This is a genomic window from Clostridium saccharobutylicum DSM 13864, assembly GCF_000473995.1.
In the GTDB taxonomy this organism is placed as follows: Bacteria; Bacillota; Clostridia; order Clostridiales; family Clostridiaceae; genus Clostridium; species Clostridium saccharobutylicum.
In genome coordinates this window covers 1,753,802-1,766,252 of the sequence record NC_022571.1, presented here as the reverse complement: position 1 = coordinate 1,766,252, position 12,451 = coordinate 1,753,802, and the positions used below count along the sequence as shown (strand labels likewise).

General features: G+C 27.0%; 16 protein-coding genes. 3 read left to right on the top strand and 13 right to left on the bottom strand.

The genetic code is table 11. From position 1 onward, the window contains the following. The first annotated feature begins 1 nt into the window (after position 1). On the top strand, positions 2–568 hold the full coding sequence (locus CLSA_RS07690) for a manganese catalase family protein (RefSeq protein ID WP_022744929.1): 567 nt from the start codon (positions 2–4) through the stop codon (positions 566–568). 158 nt (positions 569–726) lie between these two features. On the opposite strand, the gene CLSA_RS07685 is transcribed toward CLSA_RS07690, so the two are convergent. The 4 genes from CLSA_RS07685 to CLSA_RS07670 form a co-directional block, all read right to left on the bottom strand. Further along, positions 727–1,266: an NUDIX hydrolase gene (locus CLSA_RS07685; RefSeq protein WP_022744926.1), complete on the bottom strand. Its 540-nt coding sequence runs from the start codon at positions 1,264–1,266 to the stop codon at positions 727–729. A gap of 587 nt (positions 1,267–1,853) precedes the next feature. Further along, complete coding sequence (locus CLSA_RS07680) at positions 1,854–2,474, bottom strand: DUF3793 family protein (protein WP_022744923.1); 621 nt, start codon at positions 2,472–2,474, stop codon at positions 1,854–1,856. 20 nt (positions 2,475–2,494) lie between these two features. Next, the gene (locus tag CLSA_RS07675) at positions 2,495–2,905 is read right to left on the bottom strand and encodes a flavodoxin (RefSeq protein WP_022744922.1); all 411 of its coding nucleotides are present in this window, start codon (positions 2,903–2,905) and stop codon (positions 2,495–2,497) included. Positions 2,906–3,173: 268 nt separating this feature from the next. Beyond that, positions 3,174–4,076 (bottom strand): DMT family transporter, encoded by a 903-nt coding sequence (locus CLSA_RS07670; RefSeq protein WP_022744921.1) that lies wholly within the window; start codon positions 4,074–4,076, stop codon positions 3,174–3,176. Positions 4,077–4,416: 340 nt separating this feature from the next. Between CLSA_RS07670 and CLSA_RS07665 the strand changes: the two genes are divergently transcribed. Then, the gene (locus tag CLSA_RS07665; RefSeq protein WP_022744920.1) at positions 4,417–4,836 is read left to right on the top strand and encodes a hypothetical protein; all 420 of its coding nucleotides are present in this window, start codon (positions 4,417–4,419) and stop codon (positions 4,834–4,836) included. A gap of 358 nt (positions 4,837–5,194) precedes the next feature. On the opposite strand, the gene lexA is transcribed toward CLSA_RS07665, so the two are convergent. The 4 genes from lexA to CLSA_RS23615 all read right to left on the bottom strand — a co-directional run bounded on the left by lexA (position 5,195) and on the right by CLSA_RS23615 (position 8,098). Beyond that, positions 5,195–5,800 (bottom strand): transcriptional repressor LexA, encoded by a 606-nt coding sequence (gene lexA, locus CLSA_RS07660; RefSeq protein WP_022744919.1) that lies wholly within the window; start codon positions 5,798–5,800, stop codon positions 5,195–5,197. A 391-nt stretch (positions 5,801–6,191) separates the two neighbouring features. Next, the gene (locus tag CLSA_RS07655) at positions 6,192–6,716 is read right to left on the bottom strand and encodes a hypothetical protein (protein WP_052334790.1); all 525 of its coding nucleotides are present in this window, start codon (positions 6,714–6,716) and stop codon (positions 6,192–6,194) included. A gap of 180 nt (positions 6,717–6,896) precedes the next feature. Next, a complete protein-coding gene (locus CLSA_RS07650) occupies positions 6,897–7,430 on the bottom strand; it encodes a hypothetical protein (RefSeq protein ID WP_022744917.1) in 534 nt (177 codons plus the stop codon). Between the two features lie 35 nt (positions 7,431–7,465). Next, positions 7,466–8,098 (bottom strand): hypothetical protein, encoded by a 633-nt coding sequence (locus CLSA_RS23615; protein ID WP_022744916.1) that lies wholly within the window; start codon positions 8,096–8,098, stop codon positions 7,466–7,468. A 283-nt stretch (positions 8,099–8,381) separates the two neighbouring features. Here CLSA_RS23615 and CLSA_RS07640 point away from each other — a divergent pair, with 283 nt between their 5' ends. Then, a complete protein-coding gene (locus CLSA_RS07640; protein WP_022744915.1) occupies positions 8,382–8,837 on the top strand; it encodes a cell wall-binding repeat protein in 456 nt (151 codons plus the stop codon). Positions 8,838–9,071: 234 nt separating this feature from the next. Here the strand turns inward: CLSA_RS07640 and queF are convergent, their stop codons facing one another. The 5 genes from queF to CLSA_RS07615 all read right to left on the bottom strand — a co-directional run bounded on the left by queF (position 9,072) and on the right by CLSA_RS07615 (position 12,322). Next, positions 9,072–9,575, bottom strand: coding sequence for a preQ(1) synthase (gene queF, locus CLSA_RS07635; protein WP_022744914.1), 504 nt, complete (start codon positions 9,573–9,575; stop codon positions 9,072–9,074). 63 nt (positions 9,576–9,638) lie between these two features. Beyond that, positions 9,639–10,295 carry a 7-cyano-7-deazaguanine synthase QueC gene (gene queC / locus CLSA_RS07630; RefSeq protein WP_022744912.1) on the bottom strand — a complete coding sequence of 219 codons (657 nt, stop codon included), beginning with the start codon at positions 10,293–10,295 and terminating at the stop codon, positions 9,639–9,641. An 84-nt stretch (positions 10,296–10,379) separates the two neighbouring features. Then, complete coding sequence (gene folE, locus CLSA_RS07625) at positions 10,380–10,973, bottom strand: GTP cyclohydrolase I FolE (protein ID WP_022744909.1); 594 nt, start codon at positions 10,971–10,973, stop codon at positions 10,380–10,382. A gap of 3 nt (positions 10,974–10,976) precedes the next feature. Then, positions 10,977–11,645: a putative 7-carboxy-7-deazaguanine synthase QueE gene (gene queE / locus CLSA_RS07620; protein ID WP_022744907.1), complete on the bottom strand. Its 669-nt coding sequence runs from the start codon at positions 11,643–11,645 to the stop codon at positions 10,977–10,979. A 248-nt stretch (positions 11,646–11,893) separates the two neighbouring features. Further along, positions 11,894–12,322: a 6-pyruvoyl trahydropterin synthase family protein gene (locus CLSA_RS07615; protein WP_022744899.1), complete on the bottom strand. Its 429-nt coding sequence runs from the start codon at positions 12,320–12,322 to the stop codon at positions 11,894–11,896. Positions 12,323–12,451: the final 129 nt, after the last annotated feature.

The window sequence follows — 12,451 nt, the reverse complement described above, 5'->3', positions numbered from 1 at the left end:
TATGTGGCATTATGTAAAAACATTAGAATATCCAATAAATTTAAAATGTAAAGATTTAAAAATGGCAAAATATTTAATAACTCAATATGGTGGTCCTGATGGAGAATTAAGCGCTGCTCTTAGATATTTAAATCAGCGTTATACAATGCCAACTGGCAAATCTAAAGGATTATTAACTGATATTGGAACAGAAGAAATGGCTCATGTTGAAATGATTGCAACTATGGTTTATCAACTTATGGAAAATGCAACTGTTAAAGAGATAGAAGCTGCTGGACTTGCTGGTAGTTATGCAGATCATAGAAAAGCTTTATTTTATGTAGATGCTACTGGTAATCCATGGACTGCAACTTATATTCAAGCTAAAGGCGATGTAATTGCTGATTTACATGAAGACATGGCAGCTGAGCAAAAAGCTAGAGCAACTTATGAGAATTTAATTAATTTAACTGATGAACAAGATATTAAAGACGTATTAAAGTGGTTAAGAGAAAGAGAAGTTGTCCACTATCAAAGATTTGGTGAAGCTTTGCAACATGTTCAAGATCATATGTGCATGAAAAAATAGCTATTTGATAAATACTTTGAATTAACTTCATTTTTTAATAGATTGCAGACGCGTTGTGATTTATTATTAAACAGGGGCTATCGCATTTTTTAGTGCGATAGCCCCTGTTTGTTTTATGTTCTTCAGCCACTTTCTATTTAAATTACCAATAAAAAGCTTCAAACCTTTTTATTATAATTTCTTTTATTTATATATGCATTAATTTTATTTAATGCATATGTTTCTCTATTAATCCAATTTGCAATTGGTTCCATTCCCGAATTTATTATTGTTTCATTATTATTTATAGCTTCTTCAAGCGGAATCCATATTGGTTTAAATTCTAACATTGCTTCATAGGCATCTAATTTTTGCTCTTTTTTTACATCTGAAACTTCTGCAAAATAATAATAAGATATCATCTTAAAAATTCTATTATTTACATACTTATCTTTACTTTTTTCAGTTATGATTCCAATTTGATTGCTTACTTTTGTACAAATATAACCTGTCTCTTCTTCAATTTCTCTCTTTAAAGCCTCTATTGGATCTTCGTTTTTTTTAATTCCCCCACCTGGAAATTTATAATCTCTATTTTTAGAATGTACCATTAAAATTTTATTATCCTTAATAATAACAGCTCTTACTGCTTCTCTAAAGTTAACATTTCCTATAGAATCACTTACTTTATCAATTTCAATCAACTTATTAAATAACATAACTATTTTCTCACTTCCTTTTTCTCTTAAATTTCAACCCCAATTAATTATAATATCTAATTTACATTCTAATTTTTTAAAAAGTATATTTACTTATAGTCTTTCACACTTTAGATATTGTATAACATAAATTATACTTCAGTTATTAGTTTTTGTAAAAATCCTATCTAATTTCAGTTATTTATATATAAATTTAAACCCGTAAGGCGTGTGTGGAACCTTACGGGTTTTATATTAATTTTACAGAATGTATCTACTTTTATTTATATTTAATGATGTATAATTCGTTTGTGTGTGTAGCGAGTAGAATTTTTTAGTTGTGTGGTACTAAAAAATTCTTTGGTTAATTACTCATTATTATTAAAGTGTATATGGCATTTAATTTTAAAGCTATCCATATAATTAAAATTTACTAAATAGCATTTATTAAGTTTACTCATATCTTAGATTTATGCCTAATCAAGATACATCTATTTAAAATTCTAACAAAAACTATATTTTATATGATTATCTGTTAGTGCTCTAAATAAAGAACTGGAGCATTACTGTATTTAGAGCTTTCAATAGAGAGATTTGTATTATTTGAATTATGCACTAAAGGACTTTTTTATATTAAAAACGAGGTCTTGCGATAGATTTCCTTTAAGCATACTCTTCATTGTATATTCTTTAACTTTATTGTATTGATTAAAAATAATTTTTGCTTGTCCACTATTATTGTATACCTTCCAATATCCACATAGTAAACATTTCTTAGTAGTACATTCCATAAAATCTTTAACATCTTCAAAAGGTATTCCAAGGAATAATCCTAATTCATGTGGGCAATGATATTTTTCATATCTAGACTTTAATGTATTTATATAATCTTCAATTTTAGCTTCAGATGAATATCCGAGATTAATTAAAAATTTCATATTGTCTTTACTTAAAACTTCTTTTTTAAGAATCTCTTCATCATAAATCATTAATATTATAGAATCATCACTTTCTCTTAATTCAATAGATTTTAATTTTATATTATCTATAAAATCTTTCCCGAATTTATTCCAATTATCATAAATCTTTTTATTATTCTTCTTAATTGTTATGGTTACAGCTGGTTTAACTCCTGCTATAACTAATGACATATTGTAAACCAAAAAGTTTTCTATATATTCTTTATTTTTCATTGAATCTAATTTATTATAAAAATCTAGATACTTCATATCATCACACCACTTTCATTTTATAAAAGAGCTATCTTCTTTCCAAACTCTATGCATTGATTTTCATCTGGTTCATTTTGGACTATTAAACATTCTTCTGGGATTACGCATCCATACCCAAGCATTCTTTCTTCCCAATCTCTCATCCATTGACCATCTCCCCAACCATATGAGCCAAATAGTACAACTTTTTTACCAGATACCTTAGTTGAAATTTCATCTATGAATGGTTCGAATTCTCCTTCTTCTAGGACTTCATCTCCCATTGCTGGACATCCTAAAACAAGAACTTCTTCCTTTAGTAATTCATCTACATTTACATCTGATACACTTATTGCTTTGGCTTCTTTACCACCTTCTGCAATTCCTTTTGCAATTAATTCAGCCATATTTTCTGTATTTCCTGTTCCTGACCAATAAACTATTTTCATTTTATCTACCTCCTAATTTTCCTCAGTTAATTTTGAAAATCATTCTCAACTACATAATAAGATATCGGGGTATATTTGTCAAGTTTTTTTCTTATATTTTTTAATATTGTTTTTTTATACCTTTATTGTTCCTTGAATTATGTTCTTCACAATTCTCGCTTTCACTAAATTATCTTATCTAATCTAATTGATAAAAAATTAAAATGAGGTTATTTTAAAAACTCTTTAAAATAACCTCATAATTAGAACTTGCATTCATTAATAAATATTATCTTTCAATTTCTTTTATCTTTATAAACTCTTCTTTATCCAGCTTCTTATTAAATAAAAACATGTAAAAAGATGCTCCAAAGATGATTAAATACCCTATAACACTTAAGTAATCTGGAAGTACTCCAAATAAACATAAACTAATTATTGCTGAAAAAAGTATATTTGTATAATCAAATATAGATATTTCTTTAGCTGGAGCATATTTATATGCTAATGTTATTCCAAATTGCCCTAGACTTGCAAATACTCCTGCTAAAATTAAATAAGTTAATTGTATTGTTGACATCTGCTTATATGAGAACATCATTAGTGGAAATGTAACAACACTTGAAAAAAAAGAAAAATAAAATACAATTGTATTTGGTTTTTCCTTTCCACTTAAAGCTCTAACACAAGTATAAGCTGCTGCTGCACATATGCCTCCTAGTGTTCCTACAAGTGCTGGTATCACTTCAAAAGTAAATGATGGCTTAATTATAAATAATGCTCCAACAAATGCAATCATAACTGCTATGAACTGCTTATTTTTTATCTTTTCTCGCAGAAATAAAGCTGAAAAAATAATTACAAAAAATGGACTAAGTTTATTAAGCATATTAGCATCTGATAAAACTAATCTATCAATTGAATAATAATTAAAAATTACTCCTAATGTTCCAAACGTTGATCTAAGCAATAGTGTTTTTTGGTTTTTCCTTCTACCAAAAAAGCTTTCTTTATGCTTAAGTATAAGAATAAATGCTATAACAACAGCTACTATATTTCTAAAAAATGTTTTTTGAAATGATGGCAAATCTCCTGATAACTTTATAAATGCAGCCATCATTGCAAATCCAAAAGCAGACATTATTATAAATAATATTCCTTTATTTCTAGTACTTAATTTGCTTAAATTCATATTACTCTCCCTTCTTTACTTTAGTTTATCAATATATTACAATTTAGTAATAATCTAAATTTCTCTTGTTTATTATAATCTATTAATTGTCAATTAATCAATATTAACCAAGTTGTTTATTCTTTTAATAAATTTCTTAATCTTTATTTTTACAACACTTTAAATACATAATTTAAAAATTTAAATCTATGCTTAAATTATGTACTGTATAAGTAAATCAATTAGTAAATAATATTACAACATGTATATTATAAAACACTATTTTTATTTTCCAAGTCATAATCTACCTAATAATTTAATATTCTTTATTAATTAGATTATTAATTTGGAGGTATATTAAATGAATGACAACATCCGCAATGAAGATTTCTATAAAAATCTTAGTGAACTTGTAAAATCTAGAATTGATAATTTTTACAATTCATGTATTCATTATGAATTTATTACAAAACTCTGCATAATTTTATATTGTATTGTAACTGCAACATTCTTTTATAAATTTAAGTATGTGTTCTTTACTAATGCTAATATATATGATCTTTCATCAATAATCTATATTTCAAAAAATATAATCATTCTTTCTGCTGCTATTTTTATTATCAACCAAATTCCTAAAGAATCTAAAGCTAACCTTGACAAAGCTTTTATAAATTTAAAACAATGTTTACTAATGGATATGTGTACATGTACAGAAAAATGTACTTGCAGAAATTCCTTAATATCTTATTTTAAAAAACAAGGATATAATTTATTAAAATAATTCTAAACTTCTAAACTATTTTATTTATATAAATCTTCAAATAAATATATTAACTTATCAAGATCATTAATAATATATCATTTACCCTTTTTTATAATCTTTTGTTTACATAGTTATAAGAATAAATATATTTTTAAGCAAGATAGAAGATATCCTAGTCATAAAATTAATACTCAACAATTTTACTCATGTATTAATTTAATACTTTATTAAAATAATATAATATAAAATTCATACTAAAATTAAGCATTACTTTGATACCTGTTTTAAGGTGAAAAGTATAAATAGAACTTACTGTAAATTTCAGATTTAGAACAAAAAAATAAAGCCAAGAATTTAATCTCAGCTTTTCTACTTCTTAAAATGATCTAAATATTCCAACAAGCTTACCTAATATTTTGCACTCACTTAATATGATAGAATCCATAGTATCATTTTCAGATTGAAGTCTAATATAATTATTTTCTTTAAAGAATCTTTTTATAGTTGTTTCACCATCAATTAGTGCTGCTATTATATCTCTATTACTTGCAGTTTCTACACGCTCTATAATAGCCAAATCATTATTTATAATTCCTACATTAATCATACTTTTATCTGATACCCGCAAGATAAAAAGTTCTTTATTATGCTTTATAAAATCTAATGGCAATGAAAAGGTATCTTCTATATTTTCACGTGAAAATAGTGGATAACCTTCTTTTATTTCCCTTATGATAGGAATCTCAATCATTTCTCTTTGTGGTGTTGAAAGCTCTGCTATCTCTAAAGCTCTTGGCTTAGATGGATCTCTTTTAATTAGTCCCTTTTTCTCTAATCTTTTTAAATGACCATGAACAGTTGAGGTTGAAGCTAAAGATACAGCTTGACAAATTTCTCTTACTGAAGGTGGATATCCTTTATTTTCTGTATACTTTTTTAAAAATTCATATATTTCTGATTGTTTATTAACTTCTTTTTCCATTTTCAGCTCCTCATTATACGAACAAACGTTTGATTTTATAATACCACTTTTGGACTATTTTGTAAATATAAAAAGCTAGGATAAAATCCTAGCCTTAAACTTTTATAAAACAATTGTATATTATCTGATTATTTTGTCAAATCAAGATCTAGACTTATGTAGTGAATAACCGAAATCAGAAATAAGTTTAATTCTTAAATTGGATATCTATATATTAATTACTTCCTTATTGTATATTCTTCAAAATTCTAGTTAATAATTTTAATATAGTATAATAATTGAGACATAAAAAAGAGATAACGTTTTTAAATCACCCACGCTATCTCTTTTTATATCTACCAATTTTACTAATGTATTAGCCACTTTCTTCCAATAGACTTACCAAAATTAACTATACTCTTGTATACTGTGCTCCTCCTGAATACGAGTTAGTGCATTCATTATACAAATATATCATCATAGTTCCGTTGTCATAAGGCTTAAACATATATCTATAAGTATCACTACCTTCCTTAATCTCAATTATTACTCTATCTGAATCCTCTTCAATGATTGTATAAGGCTTTCCTCCAATTGTATTTCCATCAATTATAAGATTATTTCCTGAAGATTCATAACGTTCTTTCCATGTACCTTGTATTTTTTGACTAACTGGTTTATCATTTGTCCATACACCACTATTGTTTAGATAATAACCATCAATAGTAGTATTTCTAGCTATATAACCATCTGAATAAAAATAATACCAATTTCCATCAATTAATTTCCATCCTATATAGCATATACCACCATCTGAATACCACCAACCAGTGGAATTATTTTTCCATTCTGCATTAACTCCTATTGGATTAAACGCTAATACTGATGTAATAACTATCCCCCAGGCTATGATTTTTTTTAAATGTTTTTTAATCATTATTCCATCCCCTATTTTATTGTACGGCAATATTTTACATTTCATTTATACTTTATGCAATGTTATATAAAATTCCATTTGTAAAAAAAGATAGTATATATAATTATTTAATTGTATTTTTTACATAAAAATAGATTTCTCCCTAATCTACCTCTATTAAGTATATTTAACTTTATCTCATTATTCCCAAATACCATCCGAATTAACCCAATAACCATCAGGGGTATAAGTATTTCTTAGTATTTTTCCGTCTGCTCCAGAATAATACCAAGCTAAACCCAATCCTCTTAGAGCGTATGTTTTAAACCAAGTATTTGTCACCATTGCACCATCTGCTCCTAGATAGTAATCGCCATTAAATTCATTGGTTCGTATAGCATAATAATCTGATGAATGGTCCTCATCTCCATAATACCATTTCCCATCTACTTGAAACCATCCCTCTTTGTCAATACAGTCATCTCCGAAATAATTCCAAATATCGTAGTGCCCCCATACTATATTACTTCCTTTTTCATGAATCCATTCGTTTCTGGCGTATGTTCCATCTTCTTTTAAAAACTCAATTCTGTTATTATTAACAAATTTCTTTCTATTAGCATCTATCTCAGTATATATCTTTGTATCTGCATGCACTCTTATTGGATTTAATGCTGATATTGATATAACAACTATTCCTAAAGTTATGATTTTGTTTAAATATTTCCTTATCATAATATCATCCCCTATTTTTTATTGTATATTAAATATTAATAATCCCATGCTCCACTTGAATTTAAATGATATCCATCGATTATTGTATCATGTGCCATATCTCCATTGCTATAACAATAATACCAATTACCACCATTGCGAATCAAACCAGTCTGAACTATTCCATCTTTAAAGTATCTCCAAGCATTAGCTACTTCTTTATCCCAACCATTATTTCCAATCCATCCATGTGTTGTGGTATATTTATTTGTATTCTTAAAAAAATATGCATATATGTTTTCATCTTTAAATATGGTTACATCTTGCATGTCATGACCAACAATTTGCATATAAATACATTTTGATGTTAATCCATAATAAAAGGAAATCGTCGCATATTTGTTATAACTGAAATGATATAATTTTTCATCTGCAAGATTAACATTAGTATAATTAGTATCTTCATAATAAAATTCTTTTTTTACTGTTGTCTCTCCTTGAAATTCAAGTTCATCTTTAGATACATTAATACCAAATACCTGATTAGGATTAACCTGTTTTAATATTTCTGATTTTATTTGTTGAATATTCACATTATCTTCTGCTTTTACACAAATTGGATTAGCTGCTGTTGAAGAAATCACCAAAGTTGTTAAAGATATTGCTTTTATTAGATAATTTTTAATCATATTATTATCCCCCTATTTTCGTAATACAGGAATATTCTACATTGTATTAACATTTTAGACAATCTTTATATAGAATTATATTTTTAGTAAAGATGTAGAAATTATTCCTAAAGTCATAATTCTGTTTAAATGTTTTTTAATCATTATTTTATCTCCCTAAACTTTTAGATACTAAAGTTACATATTACATGATGCCTCTGTAAAACTATTATTAAGAATGCAAACATAGCCATTCAGATTTTGTGGTATAATTTGTATATAAAATTATAGGAGGAATAAATTTATGAACAGATTTATTAAATCATTAAGTGTAATATTTATACTGTTTAGTTTATTTAGCATTGGTGCTAGTGCAAATGAATATAGTGGTTGGCGATCAAATACTGTATTTTACTCTGGGGATCCAATGATTGTTTATGCTGATTCTTCTCAATGGGATAGAATATATGATTCTAATACAAATTCATATTATTGGATGTGTGAAACTCCTGATTTTTATCAAGGATATACTAATGCATGGATTTATACTAATGGCAAATGGTACTATGTTAGAGATGATGGCCAAATGGAATATGGTGTTTTAGTTGGAGATAAGCACAAAAGAGAAAGATATCTATTAGATGATAATGGAGCTATGGTTATTAATCAATATTGGGATCAATTTGGTTCTTCAAATTATATAGATACTAATGGATTGGTACATTTACCAGATGTATATTATCAAATGATGCCGAACTAAAAATAAAGCAGTAGTCAGATTAATCCTGGCTACTGCTAAAAGAATATAAGTACTAAATAATATTTCTACTGTCTACAACCTATGGCTTGTATGAATTGTTTATAATTTAAAAATGAAGCACGAAAAATTATTGACAATATTTTTTGACTAATTTTTGACCAATGTATTTTTTAAATAATAATCAAATTAATAAAGCTAGTAATTTCAAGGCTTCACGTATTTTCATTTCCTTAATTATCTATTATCTACTTTTTCCGGATACATATCATGATTCATCATTCTATAGTTAGCCATTTCCTCATATTTTGTTCCTGGAATTCCATAATTACAATATGGATCTATGCTTATTCCACCTCTTGGAGTGAATTTTCCCCAAACCTCAATGTATTTTGGATCCATAAGCTTAATTAAATCTTTCATTATTATATTCATGCAATCTTCATGAAAATCACCATGATTTCTAAAACTAAATAAATATAATTTTAATGATTTGCTTTCAACCATCTTTTTACCTGGCATATAACTTATATATATCGTTGCAAAATCTGGTTGTCCTGTAATAGGGCAAAGACTTGTAAATTCAGGGCAGTTAAATTTTACAAAATAATCATTTCCAGGATGTTTATTATCGAATACTTCTAAAACCTCTGGATTATATCCATAATCATACTTTGTTCCTTGATTTCCTAAAAGGCTTAATCCTTCAAGTTCCTTTGATTTTCTTCCACTTTCACTCATTATTTTTCTCCTATCTATAAATACTTATTTTCAACACATTCTGTTTGTTTTGTGCTAGAGTGCTTATTTTGCTTTACTAGCTAAATAATTTTCTAGTCCTCTTTTTCTAAGTTTACAAGCTGGACATTCTCCACATCCATCTCCAATTATTCCATTATAACAAGTAAGAGTTTTTTCTCTAATATAATCTAACTTACCAAAGCTGTCTGCCATTTTCCAAGTTTCAGCTTTATCTATCCACATTAATGGAGTATGAACTACGAAATTGTAATCCATAGCTAAATTTAATGTGACATTTAATGATTTTATAAACACATCTCTACAATCAGGATATCCACTAAAATCTGTTTCGCAAACACCTGTTACTATATGATTTGCACCTTTAACTTTAGCAAGTACACCTGCAAAAGTTAAAAATAACATATTTCTTCCTTCTACAAATGTTGAAGGTAATTCACCGTTTTCTCCTGCTTTAATTTCTATATCATCTCTTGTAAGAGCATTAGGTGCTAGTTGATTTAATAAATCCATATTTAAAATATGATGTTCAACACCTAATTCCTTTGCTATAGATGTTGCACATTCTATTTCTTTCTTATGCTTTTGATTATAATCAAAAGTAACTGCTATAACCTCATCAAACTTCTCAAGTGCCCAAAATAAACATGTGGTAGAATCTTGACCACCACTAAATACAACTACTGCTTTTTTCTTATCCATATTAAATTCCTCCTAAATAAGTTACATTCAAAAAATAACAAGTTTATGTGTCTAAGACTACAATTTATTTTTTTAATCTAATCTTTATTTCATAATTAATAATGCTTCTTGTCTTAATAAATCATTTTCTTCAAACTCACCAGTAAAAGTCGTTGTTGTAGTCAATGTTCCTGGTTTTTTTACTCCTCTTGATGTCATACAGCTATGTTCTCCTGTAATTAAAACTCCTACATCCTTTGTTTCAGTAACCATAGATACTATCTCTGCGATATCTTTACCAATACGCTCTTGAAGTTGAAGCCTTCTTCCAACCATATCCGCAATTCTCGCAATTTTACTAAGACCTATTATTTTATCTTTTGGCTTATAAATTACTGTAACTTTCATATTGTACATAAGTGCTAAATGATGTTCACAATAACTATGTATTGGTATGTCTTTTACAACTACCATATTTTTATAATTTTCTGAAGTACAATCTTCTTCTTCAAATGTTGTTCCAAACATTTCTGCTATTTCTTCATTTGAATGAGTCATTCCTTCAAAAACCTCTTCATACATCTTTGCAACTCTCTTTGGCGTATCTATCAATCCTTCTCTATTTGGGTCATCACCTAATGCAATCAATATCTCTTTTATACATTCTTGAATCTTTTCAGTATCAATTTTCTTTTTCATTAATCAAACCCCTCTTTCGCTCTTATCCCAAATAACTTTATGAAGTTGAACTTGCAATCTAACTTTATTTAATTTTTTCTCCTTCATAAATTCAACAATATCTTTCATTTCTATATTTCCACAAACAGGACTTAGATAAACCAAACATTTAGAAGTTAAATCATATTTTTTTATTATATCGTATGCCATATTTAAGTCTTCGCTGCTACCCACAACAAATTTATAAACATCACTAGATTCAACTAGCTTTAAATTATTCATATCCATTGAATTGGTCATATTACTACTTGGAAGCTTAAAATCAACTATATAACTTATATTTCCACCCTTATGTTTCTCTTTAAATGCCCCTATGTTTACAGCGCCATTTGTTTCTATATGAACCATTAAGTTCTCATCTTTATTTAAAATATTTAATAGTTCATCTATATTTTCCTGGATAAGTGGCTCACCACCTGTTAAAGTAACATTTGTGGCCCCATTTTCTTTTATATATTGATAAATTTCATTAGCACTCAATTTTTCATTAGTACTTTCTTTACCCCATGAGTAAACTGTATCACACCAAGAACATCTTAAATTGCATCCTTGAAATCTTATAAATGTAGCAATTTCACCCGAAGTTGGTCCTTCTCCATCTATTGATAAAAATTTTTCTACTATATTAAACATTTTACCCCTCCTAGTATTCAAATAAGACACGTGAAAATAAATAACAAGTTCAATTTTCCGATGAGCAGATAAGTGAAAGTCCAAATCTATGATTTGGTTTCTTGAACTTAGTTAACTCATTTATGAGTTAACCTCATATAAAAATGATTTTGTGTGAATTGCTTACTCAGTGAGCAAATGCGAGTCAAGCTTCCTCTGATTGGAAATAGACTAACAAAGAGACCTGTTATTTATTTGAATATGACTAATTAGTCTTCCGTATATATACAACTATTATTAGGTGTTTCGAATAATTCGACTTCACATACTGATAATCCCTTAGCTTTTAACATATTAAAAATATCTCTAGACATTTCTTCTGCTGTTGGCCTATAATTCACAAAATAGATATCAAAATTATTTGGTAAATCTTCTAATTTCCTAGCCAAAGCTTTTCCTTCATCATTATTTTCAATAACTAACTTATGATCAAAAATCTCTTCTATTTCTTTTAATGCACCTTTAAAGTTTGAAAAATCATCTACCATTCCTCTAAGTTGACCATCTTCATGTAATGTTTCTGATTTTAATTTAGCAATTAATCTATATCTATGCCCATGAATATTTGAACATTTTCCTTTATATCCACTTAAATAATGTGCTGTATCAAATTGTATTTCACTTTTTATCTTAAACATATTTTTCCCCTTAATTTATATATATTTTTAATTTTTATATTACATTATTTTATATATCTAAAATACACTTATAGAATCATAATCTATATATTGAAATTTTAAACAAAAAAGGTTTATTTTATCACAATT